6 protein-coding genes and 1 pseudogene are annotated in these 16278 nt (G+C 75.8%); all 7 read left to right on the forward strand.

Annotation, left to right across the window (positions count from 1 at the left end):
• Positions 1 to 78: 78 nt before the first annotated feature.
• Positions 79 to 5592 (forward strand): SDR family NAD(P)-dependent oxidoreductase, encoded by a 5514-nt coding sequence (locus ACFV6I_RS10835; RefSeq protein WP_380424471.1) that lies wholly within the window; start codon positions 79 to 81, stop codon positions 5590 to 5592.
• A complete protein-coding gene (locus tag ACFV6I_RS10840; protein WP_380424473.1) occupies positions 5589 to 8747 on the forward strand; it encodes an amino acid adenylation domain-containing protein in 3159 nt (1052 codons plus the stop codon). Before ACFV6I_RS10835 ends, ACFV6I_RS10840 begins: the two co-directional genes overlap by 4 nt.
• Positions 8748 to 8821: 74 nt before the next feature.
• Positions 8822 to 10642, forward strand: a complete 1821-nt coding sequence (locus tag ACFV6I_RS10845; protein ID WP_380424475.1) for a non-ribosomal peptide synthetase — start codon at positions 8822 to 8824, stop codon at positions 10640 to 10642.
• On the forward strand, positions 10639 to 11841 hold the full coding sequence (locus tag ACFV6I_RS10850; RefSeq protein WP_363375589.1) for an argininosuccinate synthase-related protein: 1203 nt from the start codon (positions 10639 to 10641) through the stop codon (positions 11839 to 11841). Before ACFV6I_RS10845 ends, ACFV6I_RS10850 begins: the two co-directional genes overlap by 4 nt.
• A 1-nt stretch (position 11842) precedes the next feature.
• Entirely contained in the window at positions 11843 to 13138 is a 1296-nt protein-coding gene (locus tag ACFV6I_RS10855) for an acetyl-CoA carboxylase biotin carboxylase subunit family protein (RefSeq protein ID WP_380424478.1), read from the forward strand.
• Positions 13139 to 13253: 115 nt separating this feature from the next.
• Positions 13254 to 15791 (forward strand): penicillin acylase family protein, encoded by a 2538-nt coding sequence (locus ACFV6I_RS10860; protein WP_380424480.1) that lies wholly within the window; start codon positions 13254 to 13256, stop codon positions 15789 to 15791.
• A 5-nt stretch (positions 15792 to 15796) separates the two neighbouring features.
• A pseudogene (locus ACFV6I_RS10865) lies at positions 15797 to 16278 on the forward strand (hypothetical protein); the annotation flags it as partial.

Raw genomic sequence — 16278 nt, forward strand, 5'->3', positions numbered from 1 at the left:
CCCCGCACCCCGTGCCGGGTGTCGGCCGCCGGACCCCCGCGAGCCGCGTCGCATCACCACCCATGAGGAGAAAGCCCGATGACCACCCACGCCCCCGGGGGCCCGGCCGCCGCACCGCCGGACCTGCCGGACGCGATCGCCGTGACCGGCCTCGCCTGCCGGTTCCCCGGAGCTCCCGACGCCGGGGCCTTCTGGGCCAACCTGGTCGCGGGCCGCGAGAGCGTCACCTTCCGGACCCCCGAGGAGCTGGCGGCCCTGGGCGTCCCCGCCGAACGGCTGGCCGACCCCCGGTTCGTCGGGGCGGGCGGCGTGCTGGAGGGCCTCGCGGAGTTCGACGCCGAGTACTTCGGCATCCCGCCCCGCGACGCCGAGCTGATGGACCCCCAGCACCGGCTGTTCCTGCAGTGCGCGGTCACCGCGCTGGAGGACGCCGGGCAGCTGACCGACGGCGTCGAGGGCGGCGTGGGCGTCTACGCCTCGGCCGGCTTCAACTCCTACCTGACGCACCACCTGCTGCCCAACGCGGCCCACCTGGCCGACCGGGCCGACGTCCAGTGGCTGGCCGCCGGGGACAAGGACTACCTCGCCACCCAGACCTCCTACCGGCTGGGCCTGACCGGCCCGAGCCTGAGCGTGCAGAGCGCCTGCTCCTCCGCCCTGCTCGCGGTCCACCTGGCCGCCGAGGCGCTGCTCAGCGGCGAGTGCGACGTGGCGCTGGCCGGCGCCGTCTCCGCCGGGATCGGCCAGGGGCTCGGCTACCTGCACGCCGAGGGCGGGATCCTCTCCGCCGACGGGCACTGCCGCCCCTTCGACGCCGACGCGACCGGCACGGTCTTCGGCAGCGGCGTCGGCGTGGTGGTGCTGAAGCGGCTGGCCGACGCGGTCGCCGACGGCGACACCGTGCGGGCCGTGCTGCTCGGCTCGGCGGTCAACAACGACGGGAACCGCAAGGTCGGCTTCACCGCGCCGAGCCTGGACGGACAGGTCCGGGTCGTCTCGGCGGCCCAGTCCGTGGCCGGGGTCACGCCCGGCGAGGTCTCCTGCATCGAGGCGCACGGCACCGGCACCGCACTCGGCGACCGGATCGAACTCGCCGCGCTGGGCCGGGTGTTCGCGGACGCCCCGGACTCCCGCCGGGTGCTCGGCGCGGTCAAGTCGAACGTCGGCCACCTGGACACCTGCGCCGGGATGGCCGGGCTGATCAAGACGGTGCTCGCGCTCCAGCACCGCACGCTGCTGCCGACCGTGCACTTCGAGAGCCCCAGCCCCGAGCTGGCCCCGGGCCTGTTCCGGGTGCTGACCGAGGCCGAGCCGTGGTCCGGCCGCGACGGCGCCCGGATCGCGGGCGTCAGCTCCTTCGGCATCGGCGGCACCAACGCCCACCTGATCCTCCAGGACGCGCCGCCGCTGCCCGCCGCGCCCGCCGCCGAACCGGCGCAGTGGGAGCTGCGGCCGCTGTCCGCCCGCAGCGAGCGGGCGCTCGACCGGGCCGCCGAGCGGATCGGCGCGGCGCTGGCCGGCCCCGGTGCGCCCGGCGCGGGCGACGCCGCGTTCACCCTCCAGACCAGGCGGCGCCAGCACCCGTGGCGGCGCGCCGTCCTGACCGGCCGTTCGGGCGAGGCGTCCCCCGCCGCCCAGGCCGTCCAGGCCGTCGCGACCGGCCAGAAGGTGGCCTTCCTCTACCCCGGGCAGGGCGCCGGCCACCCCGGCATGGCGGCCGAGCCGTACCGCGCCGAGCCGCTCTTCCGCGCCGCGCTCGACCGCTGCCTGGACGCCCTGCGGCCGTGGACCACGGCGCCGCTGCGCGAGCTGCTGCTCGACCCGGCCCACCCGGACCTGTTCGACCGGACCGAGACCGCCCAGCCGGCCCTGTTCGCGGTGGAGTACGCGCTCACCGCGTGGTGGACGGGGCTCGGCATCCGACCGGTCGCACTCGCCGGGCACAGCGTCGGCGAATTCGCGGCCGCCTGCGCCGCCGGGGTCTTCGACCTGCCCGGCGCCGCCCGGCTGGTGGCCGAACGCGGCCGGCTGATGGGCACCATGGCGCCCGGCGCGATGCTCAGCGTCCCGCTGCCCGAGCCGGAGCTGCGCGCCCTGCTGGACGACCCGGCCGGGCCGGAGCTGGCCGCCGTCAACGCGCCCGACCGCTGCGTGGTGGCCGGCGCCCCCGAGGCGGTGGCCCGGCTCGCCGAGCGGCTGGCCGCGCGCGGCGTGGCTGTACGGCAGCTGGCCGTGCGGCACGCCTTCCACTCCCGGGACGCCGAACCGCTGCTGGAGGAGTTCGCCCGGCTGGTCGCCACCGTGCCCGTCCAGGCGCCCGCCGTGCCGCTCATTTCCGGCCTGACCGGGCGTGAGCTCACCGCCGAGGAGGCCGCGTCGCCGCAGTACTGGGCGCGCCAGCTGCGGCACACCGTCCGCTTCGCCGACGCGCTCGCCGCGCTGCCGGGCGACGGCCCGCTGCTGGAGCTCGGCCCCGGCCGGGGCCTGAGCGGCTTCGCCGTACGGACCCTGGGCGCCGGGCGCCCCGCGCTGCCCGCTCTCGGCGGCGCCGCGCCTGCCCCGGACCAGCCGCCGGCCCGGCTCACCGCGCTGGCCCGGCTGTGGGAGCGGGGCGCCGAGGTCGACTGGTCCGCCCTCGGCGAGCGGGCCGGGCGCCGGCACGTCTCGCTGCCGGGCTACCCGTTCGAGCCCACCCGGCACTGGTTCGAGCCCGCCGCCGCCGAGCCCACCGCTGCCGTCACCGCCCAGGGCCCCGCCGGACCCGCGCAGGTTTCCGACGGCGTGGACGACTGGCTGCACGTCGTGTCCTGGACGCAGGCCCTGCCGCCGTCCGGCACCGGGCCGCTCCCGTCGTCGGTGCTCCTGCTCGCCGACGAGTCCGGCCTCGCCGAGGCCGTCGCCGGAGAGCTCGCCGCCGCCGGCGCCCAGGTCAGCCTGGTCCGCGCCCGCGCCGGGGCGGTCACCGCGCAGGACACCCCGTTCACGCTCGACGCCGACGACCCCGCCGCCTTCCCCGCGCTGGCCGCCGCCCTGGCCGCGCGCGGCACCGCGCCGGACGCCGTCCTCTCCTGCTGGGCCCTGGACACCCCGCCGCTGCGCTCGGCCACCCCGGGCGAGGCGGCCGACGGCGCGCTGCGCGCCCTCACCGTCCCGGTCCAGCTGGCCCGGGCCCTGGGCGAGGCGTTCCCCGGCCGGCCGCTGCGGATGCTGCTGGTCACCGACGCCGCCCACGGGGTGCACGGGCAGCCCGCCCGCACCCCGCAGGCCGCCGCCGGGCTGGGCGCGGTGCGGGTGCTGCCGCAGGAGCTGCCCGGCGTCACCGTCCAGGCCCTCGACCTGGACTGCCCGACCCGGGAGCCCGAGGAGCTGGCCCTGGCGGCGCAGACCGTGGTGGCGCAGCTGCGCGCCGGGCACGCCGCGGCGCCGCTGACCGCCGTCCGCGGCCGGGCGCACCTGGTGCCGGCCCCGGAGCGGCCCGTCCTCACCGACCCGGCCGGGCCGCAGCCCGCCACGCCGTCCGGCGTGTGGCTGGTCACCGGCGGCCTGGGCGGGATCGGTCTGGCCGTGGCCGGCCACCTCGCCGAGGACGCCGACCGGACGCTCGTCCTGCTCACCCGCCGTGCCGTCCCCGACGGCGCCGGCTGGCGGAGCCTGCGCCCCGAGGGCGCGGCGCCCGCGGCGAGCTGCCCGCCGGAGCTGGCCGAGGCCCTCGCCGGGCTGACGGCGCACGGCGCCCGGCTCTGCCTCGTCCAGGCGGACGTCACCGACGAGGCCGCGCTCGGCGCCGCGCTCGACCGGGTCCGGGCCGCGTACGGCCCGATCGCCGGGGTGGTCCACGCCGCCGGGGTGCCCGGCGGCGGTGTCACCGCGCTGCGCAGCGCCGGGGAGATGGCGCGGGTGCTCGCCCCCAAGGTGCTCGGCACCGTCCTGCTGGAGCGGCTGACGGCCGTGGACCGGCCGGTGCTGGTGCTCTGCTCCTCGGTGCTGGCGCTCACCGGCGCGGTCGGCCAGGCCGACTACACCGGCGCCAACGCCTTCCTGGACAGCTTCGCCGCCGGCACCCGGGCCGCCGTGTCGATCGGCTGGGACCGCTGGTCGCAGACCGGCATGGCGCTGCGGTCCGGCCTGCGCGACTGGCTCGACGGCGGCGAGGTGCTCGACCACGCCCTGTTCGACGCCCGCCGGGCGGAGCCGGACGGGACGGTGGAGCTGCGGCTGCGCCGCACCGAGCAGAGCGTCTGGCCGGCCGAGGAGCACCGGATCGGCGACGTCCCCGTCCTGCCCGGCACCGCGCTGCTCGAACTCGCCGTCGCCGGCCACCGGTTGACGGTCGGGGACGGGCCGGTCGAGCTGGACGCGGTCTTCACCCACCCGCTGCGGATGCCCGCCGACGCCCCGCCCGAGGTCACCCTGCGGCTGCGTCCGGCGCCCGACGGCGGGCACCTGTGGGAGGTGCGCTCCAGCGCCGTGCCGTCCAGGCCGCACGCCCAGGGCCGGATCGCACCGTACGGGGGCGACTCCCCCGAGCGCCTGGACCTCGACGGCCTCGCGGCCCGCTGCGCCCCGGTGCCGCAGGTCGCGGTGCCCTCCGCCGCCGGGGAGCGGCCCGGCGGCGCCAGCGGCCTGCGCACCGGGCCGCGCTGGGAGAGCGTCACCGAGGTCCGCGAGGACGGGCGCGGCGAGGCGATGCTGCGGCTGCGCCTGCCCGAGGCGTTCCACGGCGACCTGGCCGCGCACCCGCTGCACCCCGCGCTGCTGGACACCGCCACCGGCGCCGTCACCGCCCGCACCGGCAGCCACCTGCCGGTCGCCTACCGCCGCCTGGTGGTGCTCGGCCCGCTCGGCCCCGAGGCCGTGGTGCGGGTCGACCGCCGCTCCGGTGACGCCGGGGCGGGCGACACGCTGGTCGTCGACGTGGTCGTCGCCGGGCCGGACGGCACTGCGGCCGTGCTCGTCGAGGGCTTCGTGCTGCGCCCGGCCCCGGCCGCCCCCGGCCCGGGCGCTCCTGGCCTGGACGCCCCCGGCCCGGACACGCAGGGCGGCATCCCGACCCGGCAGGGCCTGCTGGCCTTCGACCGGATCCTGGCCAACCGTCACCTCCCGCACGTGCTGGTCAGCCCCCGCGCGACCGGGCCGGCCGCGCCCGTCCCGCCCGCGTCGCAGGCCGCACCCTCCGCGCCGCAGGCCGCCCCGGCGACCGGCCCCGAGGGGCTGGAGGAGCAGATCTCCGCGGTCTGGTCCCGGCTGCTCGGCGTCCCCCGGATCGGCCCCGAGGACAGCATCTTCGAACTCGGCGGCGACTCCCTGCTGATCGTCCAGATCACCGCCGAACTCCAGCGGCAGGGCCTGACCGTCTCCCCCGGCGACCTCTTCGCCCACCCCACCGTCGGACAGCTCGCCGCCCGGCTGCGCGCGGACCGCGCGCCCGCCGCCGAGCCGGCGTCCGACACCCCCGCCCCGCCCACCGCTCCCACCGAGCCCGATCCGGCCCCCGCGAAGGGGTCGGGCGAGGCGTTCTCGGACGCGGACCTCAGCGCAGACGACCTGGCCCGGGTATTCGCCCTGTTCCGGTCAGGAGAGGACACCAAGTGAACGACATCGAGGACATCTACCCGCTCTCGCCGACCCAGGAGGGGATGCTCTTCCACAGCACCACCTCCCCCGAGCACGGCCTGTACGTCGAGCTGACCACCTTCCGGGTGCGCGGCGAACTGGACCTGGCCGAGCTGGGCGCCGCCTGGCAGCGCGCGATCGCCCGGCACCCGGTGCTGCGCACGGCCTTCGTCCGCGAGCGGATCCGCACCCCGCACCAGGTGGTGCTGCCCAAGGCGGACCTGCCGATCGAGTTCCGCGACCTGTCCGGGCTGGACGAGCCGGCCCGGGAGCGCGCCGTCGCCGAGGAGCTGGAGCAGCGCGCCCGCGAGCGCTTCGACCTGGCCCGGCCGCCGCTGATGCGGCTGCTGGTGCTGCGCCTGCCCGACGAGCACCTGGTGGTGTGGACGTACCACCACCTGCTGCTGGACGGCTGGTCCGCCGCGCTGCTGCTGGCCGAGGTCACCGCCGGACTCTCCGGTGACGCCGCCGAGGCGCCCGCGCCGCCCGCCTTCCGCGAGTACATCGCCTGGCTGGGCCGTCAGGAGGCCGAACGCGACCGCGCGTTCTGGACCGGCTACCTGGCGGGCTACCGCGAGCCGGCGACGCTGAGCCTGCCGGGCGTACGCCCGGGCGCCAAGCCGTCCGGCGACTTCCGCACGGTGCGGGCCGAGCTGCCCGCCGAGACCGTCACCGCGCTGCGGCGGCTGGCCGCCGGCAAGGCCACCACGCTCAGCAGCCTGGTCGAGGCCGCCTGGGCGGGGACGGTCGCGCGCTGCTCCGGCCGCGACGACGTGGTGGTCGGCGTGACCGTCTCGGGCCGCCCCGTCGACCTGGACCGGGCGGACCAGATGCTCGGGATGTTCATCAACACCGTCCCGGTGCGGGTGCGGATCGACCGGGAGCTGCCCGGCGACGAGTGGCTCGCCCGCCACGCCACGACCCGCCACCCGCTGCTGGACCACCAGCACACCCCGCTGACCGACATCCAGCGCTGGGCCGAGACCGCGCCCGGCGTGCCGCTGTTCGACACCGTCGTGGTGGTCGAGAACTACCCGGACCGCACCGAGGCGGTGCTCTCCCACGGCGCCGTCACGGTCAGCGACGTCCGCTACGAGACCCGGACCAACTACCCGGTCACCCTGGTCGTGCGGGCCGCCGCCGAGATGCAGCTCCAGGCGGTGGTGGACGCCGGGCGGATCACCCCGGAGGAGACCGCCGCGCTGCTCGACCACGTCGTCGCGGTGCTGACCCGCATCGCCGCGCAGCCCGGCCGCCCGGTCCGCGAGCTGCTGGCCGTCCCCGAGGCGGCCCGCGCCCGCCAGCTCGACACCTGGAACGGCAGCGAGATCGACCGCGGCGAGCCGTCGGCCCTGCTGTCCGGGCTGATCGACGACGCGGTCCGCAGCCGCCCGGACCACCCGGCGGTGGTCGACCAGCAGACCCGGTACAGCTACCGCGAGCTCGACCGGCGGGCCGACGCCCTGGCCCGGCAGCTGGCCGCGCGCGGCGTGCGCGCCGGCGACCGGGTGGGCGTCTGCCTGGGCCGCAGCGCCGACCTGGTGACCGCGATGCTGGCCGTCGCCCGGGCCGGGGCCGCGTTCGTCCCGCTCGACCCGGCCCACCCGGTGGAGCGGATCGGCCTCGTCCTGGCGGACGCGGCCCCGGCCGTGGTGCTCACTGACGCGACCGGCGCGCCCGCGCTGGCCGGCTGGGACGGCGCCGCCGTCGACCTGGCCTCCCTGGACCTGGCCGCCGCCGACCTGACGCTCCAGGAGACCTCCCAGCTGCCGGGCGCCGCCCCGGACGGCCTCGCCTACCTGATGTTCACCTCCGGCTCCACCGGCCGCCCCAAGGGCGTCGCCGTCGGCCACCGGGCGCTGGCGAACCTGGTGGACAGCCTGGCCCGCCGCCACCCCGGCCTCGACGGCGACACCCGCTTCCTCGCCCTCACCACGCTCAGCTTCGACACCTCGCTGGCCGAGCTGCTGGTGCCGCTCGCCGTCGGCGCGACGGTGCACGTGGGCGGCCAGGCGCTCGGGCTGAGCGGCCGCGAACTCGACCGTTACAGCGTCGAGCACGGCATCACCGCGCTCCAGGCCACCCCGTCCCGCTACCGGGCGCTGCTCGACTCCGACTGGCAGGGCGCCGGCCGGCCCCGGCTCTACAGCTGCGGCGAGGCCTTCCCCGCGGACCTGGCGGCGCCGCTGGCCGAGCGCGGCGAGTCCGTGTGGAACATGTACGGGCCGACCGAGACCACCGTCTACTCCAGCGTCGAGCGGATCACCGCCGACACCACCCGGGTCACCGTCGGCCGCCCGATCGCCAACACCGTGCTGCACGTGCTGGACACCGTGGACGGCGAACTGCTGCCGGTCGGCTGCGTCGGCGAGCTGTGCATCGGCGGCGACGGCGTCGCCCAGGGCTACTGGCAGCGGCCCGAGCTGACGGCCGAGCGGTTCGTCACCGACCCGTTCACGGGCGGCCGGATGTACCGCACCGGCGACCACGCCCGCCGCCTGCCCGACGGCCGGATCGAGCTGCTCGGCCGGATGGACCGCCAGCTCAAGCTGCGCGGCTACCGGATCGAGCCCGGCGAGATCGAGCAGGTCCTGCTGGCCCTGCCCGAGGTGGCGGCCGCCGCGGTCGCCGTCCGGGAGGGCCGCCTGGTCGCCTGGGTGGTGCCCGCCGACCGGGGCGCCCCGCTCGACGCCCCCGGGGTCCAGGCCGGGCTGCGGCGCTCGCTGCCCTCGTACATGGTCCCCGAGGCGGTCACCGTCCTCGCCGAACTGCCGCTCACCCCGGCCGGCAAGACCGACCTGCTCGCCCTGCCCACCCCGGCCGGGTTCGCCGACGAGGCCGCGCCGAGCGGCGGGCCGAGCGGCACGGCGGACCACGAGGCGCTGGTGGCCCGGCTGTTCCGCGAGGTCCTGGCCCTGCCCGAGGTCGGTTTGGACGACGACTTCTTCGAGCTGGGCGGCGACTCGCTGCGCGCCCTGCGACTGGTCTCCCGGCTGGAGGCGGAACTCGGCTGCTCGCTCGACATCGAGCTGCTCTTCGACTCCTCCACGGTCCGCGACCTCACCGCGGCCATCGGCCCGGCCCTGGCCGCCGACGCCGACGCCGACGCTTCGGGCTCCGACGCCGACCAGTGAACCAACCGGCGTCCCGGCCGGCCCCGGCCGCCGGGACGCCCCTGCACCGACCACACCGATTGGACACAACCTCCATGGCTAGCTCTACGGCCACGATTCTCGACGACGGCGAACGACGGCTCGACACCCTGCTGCTCTCCCGCTGGGAGGCCGACCCGGCGCAGCCCGCCGTGGTCGACGGCGACCGGGTCCTGCTCGCGGGCGAGCTCAGGGACCGCACCGTGCGGGTCGCCTCGCTGCTGCGCGAGCGGGGGGTGCGCCCGGGCGAGCGGGTCGCGGTCTACCTGGAGCGCTCGGCCGACTTCGTGGTCGCCGTGGCCGGGGTGATCCTGGCCGGCGCCGCCCAGGTCGCCTTCGACGTCAACGACCCGGTCGCCCGCACCCTCGACATGCTGGCCGACTGCACGCCCCGGCTGCTGATCACCACCCCCGAACTGCGCTCCCGCTTCCCCGAGTTGCCGGGCACCGAGGTCGTCACCGTCGACGAGTGCGCGGCGGCCCGCCCGGCCGTCCCGTTCGAGCCTGCGGCCGACCTCGCCGAGCAGCCCGCGGTCGTCATCTACACCTCCGGCTCCACCGGCCGGCCCAAGGCCTCGCTGATCCCGCACCGCGCGGTGACCACCCGCCTGCGGGCGCTCCAGCGCAGCCACGGACTCGGCCCGGAGGACCGGATGCTGCACCACACCGCGTGCAGCTTCGACATGTTCCTGATCGAGGTGTACTGGCCGCTGATCACCGGCACCACCATCGTCATCGCCGCCCCCGGCCGCCAGCGCGACGCCGACTACCTCGCCGAGACCATCCGCGCGGCCGACATCACCATCTTCTACTGCGTGGTCTCGCTGCTGGAGCTGTTCCTGCTGGCCCGCGGGCCCGAGGAGCGCTTCGACGGCCTGCGGCGCGTCCTCACCGGCGGCGAGCCGCTCGCGCCCGAGCTGGTCCGCCGCTTCCACGCCCAGTCCACCGCGCCGCTCACCAACCTCTACGGGCCGAGCGAGTGCACCATCTACTGCACCGCCTGGGTGCCCCCGCGCGACCCCGGCCTGGACACCGTCTACATCGGCCCGGCCATCGAGGACACCACCCTGTGGATCCTCGACGAGGACGGCAAGCCCGTGCCGGACGGCGAGCCCGGCGAGCTCTACATCGGCGGCGAGGGCCTCGCCCTCGGCTACCTCAACCGGCCCGAGCTCACCGCGGAGCGCTTCGTCCCGGACCACCTCGGCGACGGCCCCGGCCCGCTCTACCGCTCGGGCGACCTCGTCCGTACCCACCCGGTGGGCGGCCTGGAGTTCCTGGGCCGGGTCGACCTCCAGGTGAAGATCCGCGGCTACCGGATCGAACTGGGCGAGATCGAGTCCGCCGCCCTGCGGGTGCCCGAGGTCCGGCAGGCGGCCGTGGTGGCCCACGGCCGCGGCAGCGGCGCCCGGCTGGTCGGCTTCCTGGTGCTCGCACCCGGCGCCGAGCCCGCGAGCGTCACCGCCGCCGTGCGCGAGACGCTGCGCGGCGCCCTGCCCTCGTACATGGTCCCGGCGTCGCTGGCCGCCGTCGACTCGATGCCACTGACCGCCAACGGCAAGCTGGACCGCGCCCTGCTGACCGAACGGGCCGGGGCCGTCCTGCCCACCGTCACCGACGAACCGCAAGCACCGCCCGGCGACGGCGTGGCCGCCACCGTCTCCACGGTCTGGTGCGAGGTCCTCGGACTGCCCGCCATCGGCCCGGACGACGACTTCTTCGAGATCGGCGGGGACTCCTTCAAGGTGGTCCGCGCCACCCGCAGGCTGGAGACGCTGCTCGGCGTCGAGGTCCCGATGCACCTGATGTACGACGAGCCCACGGTGACGGCCTTCACCGCCGCCCTGGCCGAGCAGGGAACGGAGGGATCGCGGTGACTCCCCAGGTCGTCCGTTCCTTCGGCGAGCTCGACGCGATCGCCCGCGATCCGTCGGCCCCCGTCGTCACCCTGTTCAGCGGCGGGCTGGACAGCAGCTACCTGCTGCACCGCCTGGCCCGGGCCGGCGCCCGCAACGTCCACGCCGTCAGCGTCGACCTCGGCGAGGACGAGAGCAGCGAGCACAAGCAGCGGATCGCCGACCGGCTCGGCATCCGGCTGCACCTGGTCGACGGCCGACAGGAGTTCGCCGAGGACTACGTCCGCCCGGCCATCGCCGCGCACGCCGTCTACCTCGACACCCACCCGGTCAGCTCCTCGCTCAGCCGCCCGCTGATCGCCAAGGTCGCCGTCGACACCGCCCGCGAACTCGGCGCCACCACCGTGCTGCACACCGCCAACCGCTCCCAGAACACCCTGCGCCGGCTCAACGGCGCCCTCGAACTGCTCGGCTTCGCCGGGCGCTACGGCAGCCCGTACGACCTGGACCCGGTGGACCGGGACCAGAAGATGCGCGAGCTCAAGGAAGCCGGCCTGGAGCAGCTGAGCGAGCGGCTGGTCAGCGGCGACTCCAACCTGTGGTGCCGGGAGTTCGAGTCCGGGATCCTCGACGACCCCGAGGACCACGCCGTGCCCGAGCGGCTCTACCAGTGGAGCGCGCTGCGCCCCGCCGAGGCCCCGGAGGCCGTCGAGGTCGCGTTCGAGGCCGGCCGTCCGGTCGCGGTGGACGGCCGCCGGCTGCCGCTGACCGAGCTGATCGACACCCTCAACCACCTGGTCGGCGCGCACGGCCTCGGCCGGTACAGCGGGCTCGAACACCTGGGCCACGGCCCGAAGGTGCTGGAGATCCGCGAGATGCCCGCCGCCTGGCTGCTGCTGCGCTCGCGCCGCCACCTGGAGACGGCCACCCTCTCCGCCGAGCTGCTGCGGGAGAAGCTGAACCAGGAGCAGCTGTGGGTCCGCGAGGCGCTGGAGGGCCGCTGGTTCGGCGAACTGCGCCGGGCCAGCCAGGCGTTCATCGAGGTCTGCTCGGCGCCCGTCACCGGCTCGGTGCGGTGGCGGCTCTCGGCGGGCTCGGCCGAGACCCGGGCCATCGTCGCCGACCGGCCGCTCTACCTGCGCGACCGGGAGGCCTGGGAGCACCGCTCCGTCGCCGCCGAGCGCGCGGCGTTCAGCCCGAACCAGCCGCAGGAGCGCTGACATGGGCGGCTCGAACCCGGCGCCCCCTTCGTCCCCGGCGTCCCTTTCTCCCCCGGTGCTGCTGGTCGTCTACGGCCGGGGCTCGGCCACCGCGCGCGGGGTCCTGACCGCCGGGCGGCGGCTGTGCACGGCGGTCTTCCTCGGCGACCTCGGCGACCCGAAGGTGGCCGCCGACCTGGCCCAGCTGCCGAAGTCGGCCACCGTGGTGGACACGGCCGGCCTGACCGAGGAGCAACTGTGCGACCGGGCCGCCGAGTTCGGCGCCGCCGGAGTGATCACCTTCAGTGACCACCTGCTCCGGACGGCGGCCGCCGTGGCCGCGCGGTGCGGCCTGCCGTTCCACGACCGGGCCACCGTCGAGGCCCTGGTCGACAAGTTCCGCCAGCGCGAGGCCCTGGCGGCGGCGGGCGTACAGGCCACCGCCTGCCGGACGGTCCACTCCGCCGCCGACCTCGGCCCGGCCCTCGCCGCGACCGGGCTGCCCGCCGTCCTCAAGCCCCGCTCGGGGGCCGGCAGCGTGGACACCTGTCTGGTCCGCAGCGCCGCCGAACTGGCCGACCGGTACGCCGAGTTCACCGAGGGCGCGGCGAGCCCGGCGGTGTTCGTGCTGGAGGAGTACCTGGTCAGCGACCCCACCGTGGTGGGGGAGTTCTGGGGCGACTACGTCTCGGTCGAGTCCGCGATCCGCGACGGCGAGATCCGCACCGTCGCGGTCACCGGCAAGCTGCCGCTGGCTCCCCCGTTCCGGGAGACCGGCTACTTCACCCCGGCCCTGCTCCCCGCCGGCCTGGCCGACGAGGTCGTGGCCCTGGAGCAGCGCGCGCTACGGGCGCTCGGCATCCGCGAGGGCGTCACCCACACCGAGATCAAGTTCACCCCCGACGGGCCGCGGCTGATCGAGGTCAACGGCCGCCTGGGCGGGCACGTCTCGGACGTCCTCAAGCGCTCCGCCGGGACGGACCTGCTCGTCCTCGCCCTCCGGCTGGCACTCGGCGCGTTCGACCCGCCCGAGCCGGTGCTCGCCCTGGGCGCAGGCTGCCCGAAGGTGGCGTTCCAGTACTTCCTCTCCCCGCCCGCCGACGGCCTCGCCCCCGGCCCCGCCGAGGTGCTCGACGGCCTCCAGCACCTCCCCGGGGTGGACCTGGTGGACGCCCGGATCGACCCGTCCTGGCGGGCCGACTGGCGGGCCGGCACCGAGTGGCTGATCGGCACCGTCTACGGCTCGGCCCCCGGACACCCCGAGCTCCGGGCCACCGTCGAGGGCATCCACCGCACGATGGCCGACTTCTGGTCCTGACGGCGCCCTGAGCCCCGGCCCCGGTATCACCCCCCCTCGCCCCACCGCACCCGCCCAACCTCGCACCCCTGGAGTCAACTTGCCGCGGCGCATACGCACAGCCACCCACGCGGCGGTGGCAGCCGTAGTCTCCGCCCTGGTCCTCGCGCTGCTCGCGCTGGGCATCGGGCCCATCCCGGCCCTCGGAACCGCCCTCGTCCCCGGGGCCGGGGCGTGGGACTCCGCCGCCGGCGCCGAACTCCCGCACACCGAGACCCTCACCCTGGCGGGCCTGAACGCGCCGGTGACAATCGCCTTCGACGACAACGGCGTCCCCGCCGTCAAGGCCGCCTCCGACACCGACCTGTTCCAGGCCCAGGGCTACCTGCACGCCCGCTTCCGGCTCGCCCAGCTCGACCTTGAGCGGCGCGCCGGGCGCGGACGCCTGGCCGAACTCAACGGGCCCGGGAGCGTCGAGTCCGACCGCTTCGAACTCCAGATGGGACTCCTGCGCACCGCCGAGGCCACGTGGGCCGCCACCCCACCCGACAGCCCGGCCGGCCGCGCCCTCACCAGCTACACCCGGGGAATCAACGCCTGGATCTCCGAGCTGCGCCACAACGGGCAGTGGCCGGCGATCTTCTCCCTCACCGGGGTCTACCCGGCAGACTGGACGCCGGTCGACAGCCTGGTCATCCAGGAACTCCTCACCCAGAGCATGGACTTCACCAGCACCCCGCTGGACTACGCGATCTTCCGGGAGTCCCTCGGCGAGGAGCGCACCATGGACTGGTTCCCGGTCCACGCGCCCAACGACCAGCGGCCGTACGACGTCGGGCCGTACCGCGACCTCGGCATCGCGCCGCTGCCCGCGAACGTCAACACCGCCGGGCCCGACGGCCAAGCCGCCGCCAACCGGTCGGAGCCCCGCCCCGCGCCCGTCGCCCCCACCGGGAAGCCCGACCCCGCCGGGGAGGCGACCGCGGCCCACACCCTGCTGGACACCATCCGCGCGCTCCCGGCCACCCAGGTCCACACCTTCCCGGACAGCAACGCCTGGGCGGCGAACGGCCCGGCCGTGGCGGGCGGCAACGCGATGCTCGCCGGCGACCCGCACCTGCCGATGACCCTGCCCTCGTACTGGTACCAGATCGCGCTGTCCTCGCCGGAGACCGACGTCACCGGCGCCAGCATGGCCGGCATGCCCGGCGTGCTGATCGGCCGCAACGCCAACATCTCCTGGTCCCTGACGGACGGGCAGAACCAGTCGACGGTCTTCTACAGCGAGCAGACCAGCCCCGACCACCCCGGCCAGTACTTCTGGAACAACGCGTGGCACCCGATGCAGCGGGTGGAGTACACCATCCCGGTCCGGGGCGGCGACACCGAACACCTCGCCGTGGACCTCACCGTGCACGGGCCGGTCCTGACCAGGGCCGGGCAGACCACCTCGGTCAGCTGGATGGGCAACATCCCCTCCCCCGACCTGGCCGTCCTGCTCTCCGTCAACAAGGCCCGCGACTACCAGGAGTTCCGCACCGCGCTCGCCGACTGGCACGCCCCCACGCTCAACTTCGCCTACGCCGACGGCGGCGGCAACATCGGCGTGGTCGCCGCCGGGTACTTCCCCCTCACCAAGGGCGGCAACCCCTGGTTCCCGATGCCCGGCACCGGCGAGTACGACGTGGTCGGCGCCATCCCCTTCGACGCCACCCCGCAGGTCCACAACCCGCCGAACCACGTGGTCGCGACGGCCAACCAGCGCCCCGTCTCCGCCGACTACCCGTACTACATCGGCACCACGCTCAACGCCTTCGACAACGGCTACCGGGCCAACCGGATCTACCAGTACCTGGAGAGCCACCAGGCGATGACCAGCGCGGACTTCACCACCCTGCAGAACGACGTCACGGACTACCTCGCCACCGTCATCCTGCCGCATCTGAAGACCGCCCTGGCCGACCAGAAGCTCGACCCCCGCCAACAGGCCGCCCTCGACGTCCTGAACCGCTGGGACCACACCATGAAACCCGGCGTCGCCGGCGGGCCGATCTGGTGGACCTTCTGGAACGACTACCTGGAGACCACCTTCCAGCCCTGGTGGGACCACGCCAAGGTGCCGGTCGAACGCGACCGCCTGTACCTCAAGGTCTCCAGCGCACTGCCCAGCCTCGACGAGAACCTCGAAGCCTGGACCCTGCACGACCCGACCAACCCGGCCTTCACCTCCCCCGGCGGCCCGACCCGCACCGCGACGGACGCCATGCGCACCGCGTTCACCCAGGCCGTCTCCGAACTGTCCCAGGACCTCGGCAACGACCCCGACACCTGGACCTGGGACCGCGTCCACACCCGGCAGATCCCCTCCCTCACCGGCGCCGAAGCCCTCGGCTACGGCCCCAAGCCCGCCGAGGGCGACCGCTGGACGGTCAACGCGGCCGACGGCGGCATGAACTCCACCTTCGGCCCGAGCTGGCGCATGGTCGTCGACTGGAAGGGCCCGGACACCGCCACCGCGCAGGCCGTCTACCCCGGCGGCCAGAGCGAGAACCCGGCCTCACCCTGGTACCGGAACTTCATCCCCTACTGGTGGGAGGGCCGGAACCCTCCGCTCCTGATGGCCGCCGACCAACCCGCCTCCACCAAGGTGTGGACCCTGCGACCGGGAGCCTGACCACCATGACGACCCCCCAACACCACTCCCCCACCTTCCGTCCCCTCCTCCCCCTCCTCCTCACCCTCACTGCCACCACCGTCATAGCCCTCGGCTCCCTCTGGTCCCTCTGGTACCTCCCCTTCCTCTGCGGCCTCGCCCTCGGCACCACCACCGCCCTGCGCGGCCAACGAGCCCGCACCGCCGTCCTCACCGCCACCACAGCCGCCCTCGCCGGCTGGGCCGCCCCCCTCCTCTGGCGCACCGCCACCGGCGAAGCCGTAGCCGGCACCGCCCGCACCCTCGCCGCCCTCGCCGGCCTCCCACCCCTCGCCTCCCTGATGATCACCGCCACCCTCCTGATCAGCCTCCTCCAAGCCCTCCTAGGCGTCTGGCTAGCCCGCACCACCACCGCCACCCTCCGCCCCCCCCCCCACCCCCCCCCCCCCGCCCCCGGGCGGCCCTCCGCCCCGGGGCGTGCGAGGGGGCCCGCTAGAGCTAGAACCCA

It is taken from the genome of Kitasatospora sp. NPDC059803 (assembly GCF_042732255.1).
In the GTDB taxonomy this organism is placed as follows: domain Bacteria; phylum Actinomycetota; class Actinomycetes; order Streptomycetales; family Streptomycetaceae; genus Kitasatospora.

Excerpts from the sequence above, each read along its gene's own strand:
- ACFV6I_RS10835 (WP_380424471.1), top strand. The coding sequence starts at position 79 with ATGACCACCCACGCCCCCGGGGGCCCGGCCGCCGCACCGCCGGACCTG.
- ACFV6I_RS10845 (WP_380424475.1), top strand. The coding sequence starts at position 8,822 with ATGGCTAGCTCTACGGCCACGATTCTCGACGACGGCGAACGACGGCTC.
- ACFV6I_RS10855 (WP_380424478.1), top strand. The coding sequence starts at position 11,843 with ATGGGCGGCTCGAACCCGGCGCCCCCTTCGTCCCCGGCGTCCCTTTCT.